13 protein-coding genes are annotated in these 15,695 nt (G+C 72.6%); 6 read left to right on the plus strand and 7 right to left on the minus strand.

The annotated features are described in order from the left end of the window. Positions 1 to 130: 130 nt before the first annotated feature. The 3 genes from ACIPAE_RS00185 to ACIPAE_RS00195 all read right to left on the minus strand — a co-directional run bounded on the left by ACIPAE_RS00185 (position 131) and on the right by ACIPAE_RS00195 (position 5,790). Positions 131 to 1,921, minus strand: coding sequence for an ABC transporter substrate-binding protein (locus tag ACIPAE_RS00185; RefSeq protein ID WP_402441911.1), 1,791 nt, complete (start codon positions 1,919 to 1,921; stop codon positions 131 to 133). A gap of 67 nt (positions 1,922 to 1,988) precedes the next feature. After that, positions 1,989 to 3,023: an ABC transporter permease gene (locus ACIPAE_RS00190; protein WP_329365142.1), complete on the minus strand. Its 1,035-nt coding sequence runs from the start codon at positions 3,021 to 3,023 to the stop codon at positions 1,989 to 1,991. 541 nt (positions 3,024 to 3,564) lie between these two features. Then, on the minus strand, positions 3,565 to 5,790 hold the full coding sequence (locus tag ACIPAE_RS00195; protein WP_402441913.1) for an alpha/beta fold hydrolase: 2,226 nt from the start codon (positions 5,788 to 5,790) through the stop codon (positions 3,565 to 3,567). A 260-nt stretch (positions 5,791 to 6,050) separates the two neighbouring features. On the opposite strand from ACIPAE_RS00195, the gene ACIPAE_RS00200 reads away from it, so the two are divergent. The 4 genes from ACIPAE_RS00200 to ACIPAE_RS00215 all read left to right on the plus strand — a co-directional run bounded on the left by ACIPAE_RS00200 (position 6,051) and on the right by ACIPAE_RS00215 (position 10,341). Continuing rightward, a complete protein-coding gene (locus ACIPAE_RS00200; RefSeq protein ID WP_328468859.1) occupies positions 6,051 to 6,245 on the plus strand; it encodes a hypothetical protein in 195 nt (64 codons plus the stop codon). An 84-nt stretch (positions 6,246 to 6,329) separates the two neighbouring features. Then, on the plus strand, positions 6,330 to 7,226 hold the full coding sequence (gene mshB, locus ACIPAE_RS00205) for an N-acetyl-1-D-myo-inositol-2-amino-2-deoxy-alpha-D-glucopyranoside deacetylase (protein ID WP_402441915.1): 897 nt from the start codon (positions 6,330 to 6,332) through the stop codon (positions 7,224 to 7,226). Beyond that, positions 7,223 to 7,660 carry a DUF6113 family protein gene (locus ACIPAE_RS00210; protein ID WP_329365136.1) on the plus strand — a complete coding sequence of 146 codons (438 nt, stop codon included), beginning with the start codon at positions 7,223 to 7,225 and terminating at the stop codon, positions 7,658 to 7,660. The genes mshB and ACIPAE_RS00210 overlap by 4 nt, the downstream gene beginning before the upstream one ends. Positions 7,661 to 7,812: 152 nt before the next feature. Continuing rightward, complete coding sequence (locus ACIPAE_RS00215) at positions 7,813 to 10,341, plus strand: hypothetical protein (protein WP_402441917.1); 2,529 nt, start codon at positions 7,813 to 7,815, stop codon at positions 10,339 to 10,341. Between the two features lie 117 nt (positions 10,342 to 10,458). Here ACIPAE_RS00215 and ACIPAE_RS00220 read toward each other — a convergent pair whose 3' ends face one another. The 4 genes from ACIPAE_RS00220 to ACIPAE_RS00235 all read right to left on the minus strand — a co-directional run bounded on the left by ACIPAE_RS00220 (position 10,459) and on the right by ACIPAE_RS00235 (position 14,443). Next, complete coding sequence (locus ACIPAE_RS00220) at positions 10,459 to 11,424, minus strand: hypothetical protein (RefSeq protein ID WP_329365132.1); 966 nt, start codon at positions 11,422 to 11,424, stop codon at positions 10,459 to 10,461. A 13-nt stretch (positions 11,425 to 11,437) separates the two neighbouring features. Continuing rightward, positions 11,438 to 12,595 (minus strand): sensor histidine kinase, encoded by a 1,158-nt coding sequence (locus ACIPAE_RS00225; protein ID WP_366413678.1) that lies wholly within the window; start codon positions 12,593 to 12,595, stop codon positions 11,438 to 11,440. Positions 12,596 to 12,734: 139 nt separating this feature from the next. Next, a complete protein-coding gene (locus ACIPAE_RS00230) occupies positions 12,735 to 13,475 on the minus strand; it encodes an ABC transporter permease (protein WP_329365130.1) in 741 nt (246 codons plus the stop codon). Beyond that, positions 13,472 to 14,443, minus strand: a complete 972-nt coding sequence (locus ACIPAE_RS00235) for an ABC transporter ATP-binding protein (RefSeq protein ID WP_402441920.1) — start codon at positions 14,441 to 14,443, stop codon at positions 13,472 to 13,474. The genes ACIPAE_RS00230 and ACIPAE_RS00235 overlap by 4 nt, the downstream gene beginning before the upstream one ends. 195 nt (positions 14,444 to 14,638) lie before the next feature. On the opposite strand from ACIPAE_RS00235, the gene ACIPAE_RS00240 reads away from it, so the two are divergent. Both ACIPAE_RS00240 and ACIPAE_RS00245 read left to right on the plus strand, forming a co-directional pair. Beyond that, complete coding sequence (locus tag ACIPAE_RS00240) at positions 14,639 to 14,968, plus strand: nuclear transport factor 2 family protein (protein WP_329365127.1); 330 nt, start codon at positions 14,639 to 14,641, stop codon at positions 14,966 to 14,968. Between the two features lie 58 nt (positions 14,969 to 15,026). Then, positions 15,027 to 15,632 (plus strand): response regulator transcription factor, encoded by a 606-nt coding sequence (locus tag ACIPAE_RS00245; RefSeq protein WP_328474462.1) that lies wholly within the window; start codon positions 15,027 to 15,029, stop codon positions 15,630 to 15,632. Positions 15,633 to 15,695: the final 63 nt, after the last annotated feature.

Consider the following 15,695-nt stretch of genomic DNA (forward strand, 5'->3'; position numbering starts at 1 on the left):
GGGCTCTTCCGTAGGGGGGCCGCGGGTGGCGGCGCCGGTCGAGAGCGGGAGGGATCGGGTGGAGCTTTCGGCTCGCGCCGGTGGCGCCGGCCCCGCGATGGTGCCGCGGGGCCGACGCCGGTGGTGCCGACTACTTCACGTAGATGGTGTTCGGGTTGATCGTGCCGTAGGCGGAGTTGTAGCTGACGCCGCCGAGGCCCTCGCCGTAGATGTTGTAGTACTTGTCGTACAGGTACGGGATCTCCGGCGCGTCGGTCTTCATGATCGTCTCAGCCAGCGTCTGCCACTCGGCGGCCTGCTGGTTGAGGTCCGTGATCTTGCTGATCCGGTCGATCTCGCTGTTGACCTTCGGGTCGTTCAGGTGCGAGTAGTTCGGGTCGTCGTCCGCGATCAGCCGGCCGTCCTGGGTCGGCGGGATGACGGTGGAGGCGTTCGGCCAGTCGCTGCCCCAGCCGGTGCGGTACAGGTCGTACGGGTTGTCCTTCTTGCCGATCAGCGTGTAGTACGCGGTCGGGTCGATGGCCTTGGCGTCCAGCGTGATGCCGGCCTTGGCGAAGGAGTTCTTCAGCGTGGTGGCGACGTTCGCCCAGCGCTGACCGGAGTTGGAGTACGCGAAGGACAGGTGCAGGTCCTTGACGCCCGCCTCCTTGAGCAGCTGCTTGGCCTTCTCGGGGTCGCCGAGCGGCTTGGTCAGCTTGCCGTACGGGTCGGACGCCTTGAAGCCGGAGACCGTCGGGCCGATCAGGTTGGTGCCGAGCTCACCCTGCTGCGGGCCACCGAGCGCGGTCTGCACCTGCTGCATCGGGAACGCGTAGATGATCGCCTGGCGGACCTTCACGTTCGTGATCCGGGAGACGTTGATGTTGAACACGTCCACGAACGGCTGGTAGTTGCTCTCCAGCCGCGACTTGTACTGCGAGCCGGCGAGCACCGACATCTGCGTCGGGTCGGCGGACTGGACCAGCGAGACGGCGTTCTTGTCGCTGCCGCTCTGCTGCTCCAGGCGCTGGGTCAGGCCGGGCTGCTCGACACCGAGCTGGATGTCCCACTTGTCGGGGAACGCACCGCGGATCGGGTCGGTCTTCGGGTCCCAGTACTTGTTGCGGGTCAGCTCCAGGGCCTTGCCCGGCTTGTAGCTGCTGACCACGTACGGGCCGTCGGAGAACGGCGCGGTGTCGTACTTCGGGCCGGTGTCCTTGGCCTTCAGGATCGGGCCGGAGCCGGAGAGCGCCATCGCGTACGGGGCGTCGGCGTGCGGCGCCTTGAAGTGGAAGACGATGGTCTTGTCGTCCGGGGTGGCCAGCACCGAGTCCGGCAGCGACTTGCCGCCCTGCGGGCCGCCGTAGACCTTGCGGAAGTCCGTCGAGCCGGTCAGCCACTGCTGGATGTACTGCGGGCCGGCGGTCTCGAAGCTGGAGAACAGCCGCTCGATGCCGTACTTCACCTGGTCAGAGGTGATCGGCGTGCCGTCCTGCCACTTCAGGCCGTCCTTGAGGTGGAACGTCCAGGTCTTGCCGCCGTCCGAGGAGGTGCCGGTGTCGGTGGCGAGGTCGCCCACGAGGACCGTCTTGCCGGTCGTCGGGTCGATCTTGTAGTTGGTCAGCTGGCGGCTGAAGAGCTGCCCGATGACCTGCTCCTGGTTGACGTACGCCTCGGCCGGGTCCAGGTGGTTGATGCCGGCCGGCTCCAGGTCGATCGCGGTGCCGCCCTTCTTCGCCCCCGCGACGGCCGGCGCCGGGCCGACCGAGTCGGCCGCGGTGCCCACCGTGATGGCCTGCACCTTCGCAGTGGTGGCGGCGGTCGAGCTGCCGCTGCTCGGGTTGTCGGACCCGCCCCCGCCGTTGCCGCTACTGCATGCGCTCAGGGCCAGAGCCCCCACCGACAGCACAGCTGCGGCGCTATACGCCCTACGCTTCTTCATCTATTCCTGCCTGTCATCGAACTGGCCTTGCCGCTCCCCGGGACCGGCGAGACGACGTGGACACTCATCAGCGGATGGTCTTGGGATCGAGAGCGTCCCGGATTGAGTCCCCGAGCAGGTTGAAGGCGACGACGAAGATGACCATCGCGATGCCGGGGAAGAACATGTAGGTGAGGTCGGACTGGTAGTTCGCGGCCGCGTCCTGGAACATCAGTCCCCAGTCCGGGGTCGGCTGCTGCATGCCGACACCGAGGAAGGACAGACCCGCTTCGGCCGTCACGTTGACCGGCACCAGCAGGGTGGACTGCACGAGGATCGTGGTCCACAGGTTGGGCAGCAGCTCCTTGCGGATGATGCGGCCGCTGGACGCTCCGGAGAGCTTGGCCGCCTCGATGTACTCGCGTTCCCGGAGCGACAGCACCTGTGCCCGCACCAGGCGGCCGAGCGACATCCACCCCAGGATGAACTGCACCAGCACCAGCGCGGTGAACCGCAGGTAGGTGGGCTCGCCGGCACCCGGCTTGACGAACAGCGAGAGGATCACCGGCGTGAAGGCGATGAAGAACAGCTGCTGCGGGAAGGACATCATCAAGTCGGAGGCCCGGCCGACGAAGTAGTCCGTGCGCCCGCCGATGTAGCCCTGCACCAGGCCGACCACGACGCCGAGGACCACCGAGAGGATCGTCACGCACACCGCGACGCCCAGCGAGGTACGGATGCCGTAGATCAGCAGCGCCAGCACGTCGCGGCCCAGGCGCGGCTCGATGCCGAACCAGTGGGTGCCGTCGATGCCACCGTTGGGCTTGATCGGCAGGCCGTAGGCGTTGAGCAGGCCGTCGTCCTGGCCGTAGAGCGAGTACGCGTTCTGGCCGTACAGCTTGACGATCAAGGGCGCGAAGATCGCGACCAGGATGAAGATCGCCACGACGACGGCGCAGAGCATGCCGATCTTGTCGCGCTTGAACCTGATCCAGGCAAGCTGCCGCGGCGACCGGCCCACCAGTTCGGGTGCCTGGTGCTGCCCGGGGTCGGGGTTGCCGCCCTCTGGGTCGAGAGTGAGGCTGCCGGCACTCTCAGCGGCAGCCTTACTAGGACTTGTCATCACACTTCCCCGGGACCGAAAACGTGCGTACAACGCCGATGCGCAACGCGTGTTGAGCGGGACTTTCGCAATGGAATCAACTTCCAGTCAAGGGGGGAAGGAGGGAAGAAAGCTTGTTGTTTGGCATCTTGAGCGAAGGTTTTGCAGATTGGTGTCCGTACGTGCTTGACATCTGATATTTGAAACGGGCAAAACGGATATTTTGGGACGTAGCGCGTTTACATGCAAGCAACTTTTCTGTCGCAGCTCCGATATACGGACCGAGCAGTCTGAACAACGTACGGCCGTGCGGGTGCCGTAGGCCGGTCGGGGCTCGTGATGATGTGGTCCCCGGCCGGCCGTTCCCCCTAACCTCGCCGTCCTCCCCATGGCCGGAATGGTGTGAGCATTCCTTCCGGTTCGTATGCACGCCGAAGCCCCGGACGCGATGTGTCCGGGGCTTCGGGCGGGATCTTCGGTGCTGCGCTCCGCGGGTTCTCCGGCGGTCCGGCCGGCGGGTGGGGCGGCGTCCGGGGCCGCGGCTGCGGCTGCGGCCGGCGGGTTATCCGTGCGGGCGGCCGCTGAGGGCGCGCTTGAGGAAGTCCACCTGGAGCAGCAGCAGGTTCTCGGCTACCTGCTCCTGGGGGGCGGTCATGTGGGTGACCCCGGACAGCGGCAGCACCTCGTGCGGCCGGCCGGCCGCCAGCAGCGCGGTGGACAGCCGCAGCGAGTGGGCGACCAGGACGTTGTCGTCGGCGAGGCCGTGGATCACCATCATCGGCCGGGCCGGCTCGGCGGCCCGCACCAGGCCGCCGTCGCCCACCAGCGAGTTCGCCTCGTAGACCTCGGGCTGCTCGCGGGGGTCGCCGAGGTAGCGCTCCATGTAGTGCGTGTCGTACAGCCGCAGGTCGGTGACCGGGGCGCCGACCACCGCGGCGTGGAAGACGTCCGGACGGCGCAGGGCCGCGAGTCCGGCGAGATAGCCGCCGTACGACCAGCCGCGGATCGCCACCCGGCCCAGGTCCAGCGGATACCGCTCGGCGACCGCGTGCAGCGCCGCCACCTGGTCGGGCAGCGAGATCCCGGCGAAGTCGCCGGCGATGGACTTCTCCCACCGGGGCGAACGCCCCGGGGTGCCGCGGCCGTCGGCCACGATCACCGCGAAGCCCTGGTCGGCGAACCACTGCGAGACCAGGTGCGGGTTGTGCGCCGCGTACACCCGCTGGCCGTGCGGGCCGCCGTACGGGTCGAGGAGCACCGGCAGCGGGCCGTCGTCCTCGCTCCAGCCGGTCGGCAGCAGGACCGCGGTCGGGATGCGCAGCGGCCCGGCTTCCAGCAGGCGGGGCCGCGCGGTCAGGGACGGGGTCTCGGCATGGGAGGCGATCCGGGCGACCTCGGCGCCGTCGCGCAGCACCCGGGTCACCGCTCCGGGGCGGTCCAGGGTGGAGGTCGTCAGCACCGTCAGGCCGCCGCCGCGCACCGCGGTGTGCACCCCCGGTTCGGTGGAGACCCGGACCGGGGCGGCGTCCGTGCCGCGGTGGTCCACCCGGTAGACGTGCACCTCGCCGATCTCCGGCTCGGCCGCCGTCTCACCGGAGGAGGCGGTCACCAGAATGTCCTCGGCGCCGGTGTCCAGCACCGCCCGCAGGTGCAACTCCGGGCCGGTCAGCGTCCTTTCGCCCACCTTCAGGGCACGTGCTCCCGATGTGTCGGTGATCGTGACCAGCTCGCCGGCCGGGGTGCGGACCGGCACACCGGGGAAGAGATCCAGCCAAGTTGGATCTTCCTCGACGGCCACCGTCTCGGTCGCGCCGGTTTTACGGTCCACGGTCAGATATGCCTGCGCGCGCTGGTCCCGGGTCTGCACCAGCAGCAGCGCCGGACCGGCCGCCGACCAGTGCACCGACGCGAGGTACGGATAGCGGTCCCGGTCCCACTCGACATCGGTGCGCGAGCCGTCCAGCGTGAACAGGGCCAGCGTCACCTCCGCGTTGGGCGTGCCCGCTTGCGGGTAGGCCACCTCGACCGGCGGCCGGTCCGGGTATGCGGGCTGCGAGATCCACCAGCGCTGGACCGGTGCCTCGTCCACCCGGGCGACGAGCAGCGCGCTGCTGTCCGGCGCCCACCAGAAGCCGCGGGTGCGGTCCATCTCCTCGGCCGCGACGAACTCCGCCAGCCCCCACGTCACCGACGCGCCGTCAGGCTCGGCGAGCGCACGGTCGTCGGCCCCCGCGCCATCGGCGCCGACCACCCGCAGCGCGCCGCCCGCCGCGTACGCCACCCAGCGGCCGTCAGGGGACGGCCGCGGGTCCACCACCGGGCCGGGCACCGGCAGTTCGCGCACCGCGGGCGCGCCGCCGCCGGTGCCTGCGGCGGCCTTTTCGGCTGTCCCTTCGGCGGGCGTCTCCACGGCGGTCAGATCCGCCACGAACAGCCGCCCCGACAGCGCGAAGGCGGCCAGCTCGACCGCCTGGTCCACGGCGAAGGCCACCACGCCCGCGGAGCCCTCCCGGCTGCGCTCGCGCCTGGCCCGCTCCGCCGCGGGCAACTCCTCGTCCGCACCGCCCAGCACCGCGGCGGGATCGGCCACCAGCCGCTCCACCGCCGCCGTGTCCGCGCCGCCCTCCGCCAGGTCCAGCACCCACAGCAACTGCTCCCGCTCGGTGCCCGACCGGGAGCGCACGAACGCCACCCGGTCCCCGCCCGGCGCGACCGCGAAGGCCCGCGGCGCCCCGAGAGTGAACCGCTGTGTCCTCGCGTGCTGCCGTGGGAATGAGAGGTACGTCATACCCGCGACCCTAGAGGGTGGCACCGACAATCGCCCCTGTATTAGCGCCCGGCGCCGCCCGCGCCGCCCTGACCTGGCGGTCCGGCGCCGGCCCACCCGCCGTACCGGGCACGGCTGTTGGCTGGATCTGGTCATGCGCCCCCGCGTGCTTCCGTGCTCCGACATATGCGGTCGCACGGAAAGTTATGATCCGTAGCCGTGGGTGGGTAATAAGCATGTGGCAACTGACATGGACCCTGCGTATGAGGAGGTGAGCCGCTGTGGCACTCTCGATTTCGGCGGTGCTGCTGCTGCTAGTCATCGTGTTCCTGCTGATCCGCCGATCGGGACTCAAGGCGGGACACGCGGTGGCCTGTACGTTGCTCGGCTTCTACCTTGCCAGTTCCTCGTGGGCGCCCCAGATCACCGACCTCACCAGCAACGTGGCGCAGACGATCTCCAACATCAAGATCTGACGGTCATACCGGCGGGTAAGCGGACGGCGGGCAGCAGCGGCGGCCGCTGCCCGGGTCCGGTGGGCGGAGCCGTAGGCTTCGACCATGACCGATGCTCCCGACGGCCCTCCTGAGCGGCGCCTGCTGTTCGTCCACGCCCACCCGGACGACGAGACGATCAACAACGGCGCCACCATGGCCAAGTACGCGGCCGAGGGGGCCCTCGTCACCCTCGTCACCTGCACCCTCGGTGAGGAGGGCGAGGTCATTCCGCCGGAGCTGGCCCATCTCGCCGCGGACCGCGACGACACCCTGGGCGAGCACCGGATCGGCGAACTGGCTTCCGCCATGGCCGCGTTGGGCGTCACCGACCACCGCTTCCTGGGCGGCCCCGGCCGCTACCGGGACTCCGGGATGATGGGCGTCGCCCAGAACGACGATCCGGCCTGCCTGTGGCGCGCCGACCTGGACGAGGCGGCCGGCCACCTCGCCGACGTCATCCTTGAGGTGCGCCCCCAGGTCCTGGTGACCTACGACGACAACGGCGGCTACGGCCACCCGGACCACATCCAGGCGCACCGCGTCGCCATGCGCGGCTACGAACTCGCCGCCGACCGCGGCCACCGGATCGACCGCGTCTACGAGATCTGCACGCCCCGCTCGGTCGTCCAGGCCGGCTTCGACCGGCTCGCCGCCGAGGGCCGGGACTTCCCGTTCAAGGGCGTCGCGACCCCGGACGACGTCCCCGGCGTGGTCGACGACGCGCTCGTCACCGCGTCGGTCGACGGCTCGGCCTACGCCGACCGCAAGACCGCCGCGATGCGGGCGCACGCCACCCAGATCGCCGTCGACGGACCCTTCTTCGCGCTCTCCAACGACCTCGGCCAGCCGTTCTTCGCCGTCGAGTACTACCGGCAGGTGCGGGGCGAGTCCACCGGCCGCGCGGACGACCTGTTCGGCGCGGAGCCCGAGTCCGCCGAGGCGCCGGGCGGTGCGCGATGAGCCGCCCCGCCGCCGGCCGCGGTCCGGCCCCGTCCCGTACGCCGGTGATCCGGCCGCTGTCCAGCAACCCGCGGGGGACGCAAGGCGCCCGGATCGCCGGGTACTTCGGCCTCGCCGTGCTCGCGGTGGCCATCGCGGTGGCCGGCGCCCTCGTGCAGGCCGCCTGGGAGCCCGGTGGGCTGCTGCTGGCGCTCGCCGGGTGCGTGGCGGCCTTCTACGGCGGCGGGAAGCTCACCGGCACCCGCCTGGGCACCGTGGTGCCCGCCGCGGTCTGGCTGGTGTGCGTGATCCTGCTCAGCGGCTCCCAGCCGGAGGGCGACTTCCTGCTCGCCGCCGGCATCGGGCCGTACATCTACCTGCTCGGCGGGGCGTTGTCGGCGGTGATCTGCGCCACGCTGCCCCAAGTACCCTCATCCGGCACGAATAGGGCCTGACTTGGCGGGCAGGGGCCGACGCATGGTTGGGTGTGCCCCAGCGTTCCGCCGGACCGCAGTCGCCTCCGCGCACAGGTCGGTATGGTGGGTGCGCCGGCGAGCCGCCTGCCAAGTGATGTGTCGGGCGGCGTGGCTAACCGGGAGAGCCTCCTTTGAGTCGTGAAACTGACAGTTCGTCCTCCGGTCCCCAGGGACGCGGCGGTGCCGCGTACCCGTCAGGGACCCCGCCTTACGGCCCCCGCCCCTTCCCGTCGCTGCACCCGCAGGAGCGGCCGCGTCCGGCCGGCCAGGAGCAGGACGGCGCCGAAGCGGCCGAGCAGGGCACCGACGCGGACGCGGCCGGCGAGCCCAGGACCGAGACGACGCTGACCACCCGGATCAGGATCAACATCCCCGGCTCCCGGCCGATCCCGCCGGTCGTCATGCGCACCACCGTCGAGGAGGGCGCCGCGGCCCCCGCGGCCGGACCGCAGGGCGCGGGTGCCCCGGACACCGCGGCCCCAAGCACTGCGGGCGGCTCCGCCGGTGAACCTCCCGCCGACGGCGGGCAGGGCGGCGAAGCTCCGCAGGAGCGGGCCGAGAAGAAGGAGAAGACCAGCGACTGGTTCGCGCCGCGCAAGCCGGTCGGCCCCACGGGCTCGGGTACGGGCTCGGCCGCCGGTACGGGCGCGGGTTCCGCTCCGGGTACGGGCTCCGGTTCCGGCTCGGCCGCGGGTTCCGGTGCGGGTGAGGGCTTCCCGGGTGAGGGTTTCCCCGGCGACGGCTTCCCGGGTGAGGGTTTCCCGGGCGGCGGCCCCGGCTTCGGCACGGACGCCGGTACGGCTCCCGGCAGCGGTTCCGGCCAGGCCCCGACGGGCTTCCCCCCGGGCGCGGGGGCGACCGGCGACGGCTTCTCCGAGGGCTTCTCCGGCGACGGCTTCCAGGGCGACTTCCCGCGTGGCGGTGCGCCCGGCAACGGGACGGCCGGCGGCGGCTTCACGGTGCCGCCGGTGCGGTCCCCGGGCGGCGGCGACGCACCGGACGCCGGGTCCCCGGTCGCGGACGGCTTCTTCGGCGCGGGCACCCCCGCCGGGGGCACCCCGCGCGCGGACGACCCCTTCGCGGGGCCGTACGACGAGCAGTTCGCCGAGCCGTTCACCGACTCCGACACCGGGACGCAGCAGATTCCGCAGGCGTTCCTGCCGCCGCCGGTGGGCTCGCCGTTCGACGACGCCCCGGCCGCGCGCGGCCCGCACGACACGCCGTCGGGCGGGTTCGCCTCGCCCTTCGAGACCCCCGCGGGCGCCGAGGGCCGCGCCGAACCCGGCTCCGGGCCGGCGCCGTTCGGCACCGAGGACTTCCCGCCCGGGGTGCCGCGCGGCATCCCCACCGACCCGTTCGCGCCCGGCGGCGGCGCCGCGCCGCTGCCGCCGCCCGCCGGGGCCACCACCGGCCCGGCCACCGGCGACATGCGGGTGCCGCCGATCGGCGGCGACACCGGCGAGCACGCCTTCCGCCCGCCGGCCCCGGCCGGTTCCGAGCCGCCCCGGCGGATGGGCGCCGGCGACACCCTGGTCGGCGACACCCTGGTCGGCGGCATCCCGCCGGTGCCGTCGGGGGAGGGCCCCGGCCGCGCCGCGGGCGGCCCCGGAGCGGTGCCGCCGCCCGGACCCGGCGCCCCCGGGTCCGTCCCGCGGCCAGGACCCGCGGCGCCGTCCACCCCGGCCACACCGGCGAAGTCGGCCAAGCCGGTCAAGAAGGGCCGCTCCAAGCTCGCGCTGCTCGGTGTCGCGGTCGTCGGCGCCGCCGTCCTCGCGTACGGCGCCGGGCTGCTGATGAACCACTCCGACGTGCCGAAGGGCACCACCGTGCTCGGCGTGGACATCGGCAACACCAGCCAGGCGACGGCCGTCAAGAAGCTGAACCACGCGCTCGGCAACCGGGGCACCGCGGCGCTCACCGTCACCGTCGACGGCAAGCAGCACTCGCTCAAGCCGTCGATCGCGGGCCTGTCCATCGACACCGACGCCACCGTCCGCAAGGTGGCGCACTCCGACTACAACCCGGTCTCGGTGGTCGGCTCGCTCTTCGGCCGGACCCAGGTCACGGACCCGGTGATCGTCGTCGACCAGGACAAGCTCAAGGCGGCGCTGACGACGGTCGCGGGGCCGTCGAGCAAGGGCACGGACGGCATGGTGCGCTTCACCGGCGGCAAGGCCGTCGCGGTGCCCGGCAAGCCCAGCCAGTCCGTCGACGTGAACGCCGCCGCGACCCAGGTCTCCGCGGCCTACCGGCTGCGGGCCGAGTCCGGCCGCAACACCCCGATCGACCTCCGGGGCACCACCGTGCAGCCGAAGGTCACCCAGGCGACGCTGGACAAGGCGGTCAACGGCTTCGGCAAGACCGCGATGATGGGTCCGGTGCACATCCTGGCCGGGGGCAAGGACCTGCCGTTCAACAAGACGCTGCCGCAGTTCCTCACCATGCAGGCCACGCCGGACGGCCAACTCGCCCCGCACATCGACCTGAAGGCGCTCCAGGCGCTGTACGGCAACTCCTTCGACGGGGTGCTGCTGAAGCGCGGCAACGGTTCGAAGACCGCGGTCACCCCGCAGGACGTCGCCACCGCGCTGATCCAGGCGCTGAACTCCAAGACCGTCGCCGGGCGCAGCGTGACGCTCCAGGACGCGGTCCAGCAGTAGGAGCACGCGGGAGCCGGCAAGAGCCGTCAGGAAGCGGGCGGAGCCGCCCCTCGGCCGGCCCTCGCGGGCCGGCCCTCGCGGACCGGCTCCCGCGGGCGGCTCCCCGGGCCGGGCCCCTCAGCCGCGCTGCCACCAGTGGCGCCTGCGGCGGGGGGCCAGCGCGTGGATGGCGGAGCGCAGCTCGGCGAAGGCCACCACGGTCGCCGGCGCGTCGGGCCCGTCCGCGCCCGGCAGCGCCACCCCCAGGCAGAGCAGCTTCAACTGCTCGTCGGGCAGCGGCAGGGCGGCGAAGACCGGCGAGCCGTCGAAGCCGGTGGGCAGCGGACCCGACCAGGTCAGCGGGGCGTCGGGGGCGGCCCGGCGCACCTCGCCCGCCAGCAGCGCCTGCGGCCGGTCGGGGTGCGCGGAGGCGCCGCTGTCGTCGGCCTCGTGACCGAGGACGTACGCGGGCAGGGGGTCGTCGCCGATCGCCGCGATGTCGTCGGGCTGCGCGGCGAGCCCGTCGGTGATCTCCTGGGTGTCCCAGCGCCAGCCCTTGCGTTCGGCGTGCAGGTGCAGGTCCACGGTGGGCATCACCGCGACCCCGAGGCCGTCGAGCACCGTCCAGCGCTTCGCGAAGCCGCCCATCACCAGCTCGTCGAGCGGCTGTTCCGGGTCGGTGAGGTCGCCGCGCAGCGTCCACTGCCCGATCTCGAAGCGGGTGCGGGGCGCGGCCGTGACGAGGTACTGCCGGATGACCTCGTGGTCGCCACCGGTCTCGATCAGGTCGTTGTACCAGAAGGCGGTGGCGAAGCTCAGGTCCGCGCGGGCCGCCTGGAACGGCAGCGTCGCGCGGGCGGCGACCTGGAGTACGGAGTCCGGGACGAGGCCGCCGGCGACCACCGCGGCCGAGTGGGCGAAGCCGGGTTCGCCGAGGTCCGGTGCGGCGGCGCCGTGCTCGGGCTCCGCATCCGCGGTCGCGTCGACGCCCTCGCCGTCGGTGCCCGCGGCGGGCGCGGCTCCGGCGGCTCCGGCGGCTTCGGGATCTTCGGGGATCGGCTGGCTCGGCGCGGGGATCTCGGGGATCTCGGGGGTCTCGGGCACAGCCCGGACCCTACTACTCGCCGTTCGGCGGCTGTTTCGCACCCACCGGCGCCGCGGCGAGCGGCACCGTCGCGGTGAGCGTGAAGCCGCCGTCACCTGCCCGGGAGGTCTTCAGGCTGCCGCCCGCGAGGATCAGCCGCTCGCCCAGCCCGGTCAGGCCGTTGCCCGGCGGGCAGGAGTCGTCCGGCCCGCGCCCGTCGTCGGAGACGGTCAGCGTCGCGCTGCCGCCGCCCGTCTCCAGGGCCACCACACAGGTCGTCGCGCCGCTGTGCCGTATGACGTTGGTCGCCGCCTCGCGCAGCGCCCAGGCCAGCGCGCCCTCCCCGGCCGGGGTGAGGCCCTCGATCCGGTCGGGCACGTGCAGCCGGGCCGAGACGCCCGCCGCGGCCAGCGCGCTGCGGGCCGAGGCGACCTCGGCGGCCATGGTGGGGCGCCGGTAGCCGCTGACCGCCTCGCGCACGTCCACCAGCGCCTGGCGGCTGACCGACTCGATGTCGGCGACCTGCTGGGCGGCGTCCCGCGGCCGGTCCGGCAGCATCCGTCCGGCCAGTTCGCTCTTCAGGGTGATCAGCGACAGCGAGTGCCCGAGCAGGTCGTGCAGGTCGCGGGCGAGCCGCAGCCGCTCCTCGGTCGCGGCCAGCTGCGCCACGGTGTCCCGGGCGGAGCGCAACTCCCGCATGGTCCGGACGAGCTGCTGCACGCCGATCATCGCGAAGCCGCCGAGCAGGGCGGGCACCAGCAGCGACGGGTAGAGCGTGCCGTGCGGATCGACGACCGCCCCGGTCGCGGCGAGCAGCGCCGCCGAGAGCGGGACCGCCCACCGCGAGTCCTTGCCGGGCAGCGCCGCCCCGCACGCCACCCCCACGTACACGAACAGCACCAGCCAGTTCTTGCCGAGCAGGGCCGACAGCGCCAGTGCCAAGGAGGCGAGCGCGACCAGCAGGGCGTACACCCAGGGCTGGGGCGGCCCTGGGTTGTTGGTGCGGAAGAAGGCCAGCACCAGGTACCCGGCGACGAACACGATCAGGCCGAGGGCGGCCGGGACGGCGGCGGCGAGCGAGTGGCCGCCGTCGGCCAGGTCGCTCACCGGGGAGGCCAGGTAGAGCAGCCAGATGCCGATCCACATCAGCTTGATCATCGCCTGCCGGCGGTTCTCCGGCGGCCGGCCCATCGGGCTGGTGTCGGCGTCCTCCACCTCCTGCCGCCACTTCGGCCACGGCTCGCCGCCGTCCTCGGGTACGGCGCCGGGACCGCCGCCCCGCCGGGCGCCGTCCCCGGCGCGGCGGCGCCACCACTCGCCGGTCATACGGTCACGCCTTCCGGGTGTCCTTGCGGTAGAGCCAGGCCGCCGCCCCCGCGAAGAGCAGCAGGTAGACGACGAGGACGCTGACGTCCTTGACGTGCGGGGCGTTCCCCACCTCGATCGCCTGGCTCAGGGCCACGTACGGCCGCGCCGGGAGGTAGCCGGCGAGGTTCTGCAACCACTGCGGGAAACTGTAGATCGGCACCCACAGGCCGCCCAGGACCGCCAGGCCGAAGTAGAACAGCATGGAGATCGGCCGGGCCACGTCGGCGGTGGCCAGATAGCCGATCGCCACCCCGAGCGCGGCGAAGACCAGGCTGCCCGCCCAGGTGCTGAAGGCGATCGCCACCCACTGCCAGGTGTCCATCCGGACGCTCTTCACGAGTCCGCCGATCAGCAGCACGACCAGGATCGACGGCAGGCTCACCGTGGCCGCCGACGCCACCTTCGCGGTGACGTAGCCGCGGCCGGGCAGCGCGGTCAGCCGCAGCTGCCGCACCCAGCCCTTCTCCCGCTCCCGCGCGATCCGTTCGGCGTTGCCCATCAGCACCGCCGTCATCGCGCCGAACGCGGCCATCGAGACCATCAGGTAGGCCACCGCCGACAGCCCGTGGTCGCCGACGGTGTCGCTCTTCTTGTAGCTCAGGCTGATCGCCAGGAAGAGGAACGCCGGGTAGAGCACCGAGAAGAACATGAACTTGCGGTTCCGCAGGGTGCGGGTGATCTCCAGCCGGATCAGCGTCGTCATCGCTGCCCCGCCTCCTCTGGGTTGGTCGCCGCGTCGGTGATGGCGAGGAACGCCTGCTCCAGACCGAGCCCGGCGACCTCGAGGTTGCGCGGGTACAGGCCGAGCCCGTACACCGCGTGCATGGTGGCGTCCGCGTCGTTGGAGCGGATGCGTACGGTCGGGCCGGTCACGTCCAGGCCCACCACGTTCGGCAGGGCGCCGAGCGCCTGCTCGTCGATCCCGTCGGCCAGGTCGAAGGTGATCCGGCGGGCCCCCGCGCGCGCCTTGATCTCCGCCGCCGTGCCGTCCGCGATCAGCCGGCCCCGGTGCAGGACCAGCACGCGGTCCGCGATCGCGTCCGCCTCCTCCAGGTAGTGGGTGGCGAACAGCACGGTGCGGCCCTGGTCGACCTGCGCACGCATCGTCGCCCAGAACGCCTGCCGCGCGCTCACGTCCATGCCCGTGGTCGGCTCGTCGAGCACGATCAGGTCGTTCGCGCCGGCCGTGGCCATCGCGAACCGGACCCGCTGCTCCTGGCCGCCGGAGAGCTTGTTCACCTTCCGGTCCCGGATGTCGGTGAGGTCGGCGGCGGCCAGCACCTGGTCCACCGGGTACGCCTTCGGGTGCAGGTCGCAGGCGAGCCCCACCAGCTCGCGCACCGTGACCTCCTCCATCAGCCCGCCGCTCTGCAGCATCGCGCCGACCCGGCCCTTGGCGATCGCCTGCGTCGGGCTGGTGCCGAACACCTTCACCTCCCCGCGGTCGGCGTTCTTCAGCCCGAGGAGCAGGTCGAGCGCGGTGGACTTGCCGGCGCCGTTGGGTCCCAGCAGCGCCACCGTCTCGCCGGGGTGCAGCTCCAGGCTCACCTCGGCGACCGCCTGGACAGCCCCGAAACTCCTGCTCACGTCCCGGAAGCTCACCACGGGTTGCCCCGGGCCGCGGGCCCCGTCCTGCTGTTGTGTGGTCGTGCTCACTGATGCTGCGGTCATGGCACCACTGTGGTCCGAGGGGGAGGCCCGGCGGCAGTGTGTACGGTCGTGACATCCGCATGACAGATGTCATACGGCGCCGGCGCCTCGAACGGCTCCCCGCCGGTTTCCGGTTCGCCCCGGCCGGTTCCCGGGCCGCCCCCCGGTCGGCCCATACGGTGCGTGACCTGGCCCGCGGGCCCTCGTTGAGCGGGCATGACCAGTGCCGAGCCCCTGCCGATCCCCATCGCCGCGGCCCTGGAGGCGGCGAGCGCGGGGAACACCGAGGACTTCCTTGCCGCGTTCGCGCCGGACGGGGCCGTGGACGACTGGGGCCGGATCTTCCGCGGCCACGACGCGGTCCGGGAGTGGAGCGACGCCGAGTTCATCGGCAAGCAGGTCACCCTGCGGGTCACCGGCACCCGCACCGAAGGCGACACCACGACGGTCTCCGCCGAGGTCGGCGGCAACGGCTTCAACGGCCCCTCCGACTTCGCCTTCACCGTCTCCGACAACCACATCGCCCTCATGCGCATCACCGGGTGACGCCGCTCCCGGGCCGGACCCCGCCGAGCGGAGCCGCTACCCTGCCGGGGTGACGGGGATGATCCGAGTGCTGCTGGCCGACGACCAGTCGATGGTCAGGGAGGCGCTGGCCACGCTGCTCGGGCTGGAGGCGGACATCGAGGTCGTCGCGCAGGTGGCGCGGGGCGACGAGGTGGTGGCCGCCGTGCTGGAGCACCGGCCGGACGTGGCGCTGCTGGACATCGAGATGCCCGGGATGACCGGGATCGAGGCGGCGGGGCTGCTCCGGAAGGCGGCGCCCGGGGTGAAGGTCGTCATCGTGACCACCTTCGGCCGGCCCGGATACCTGCGGCGCGCGATGGAGTCGGGGGCGGAGGCGTTCCTCGTGAAGGACGCGCCCGCCGCGCAACTCGCCGACGCGGTACGGCGGGTGCTCCAGGGGGAGCGGGTGATCGACCCCTCGCTGGCCGCGGCCGCGCTGGCCGAGGGCGCGGACCCGTTGACCGGGCGGGAGCGGGAAGTGCTCAACGCCGCCGCCGACGGTTCGGTGAACGCGGAGATCGCCCGGCGGCTGCTGCTGTCCGAGGGCACGGTGCGCAACTACCTCTCCACCGCGATCCAGAAGACCGGCGCGCGCAACCGGGCGGAGGCGGTCCTCATCGCCCGCGAGAAGGGGTGGCTGTGACCCGCCCGGCCGCCCCGTGCGGTCGGTTCGGGGACCACCTCTCGCTGGTGGGTCGCGCGCGGT

The organism is Streptomyces sp. NPDC087270, assembly GCF_044744625.1.
Classification (GTDB): Bacteria; Actinomycetota; Actinomycetes; order Streptomycetales; family Streptomycetaceae; genus Actinacidiphila.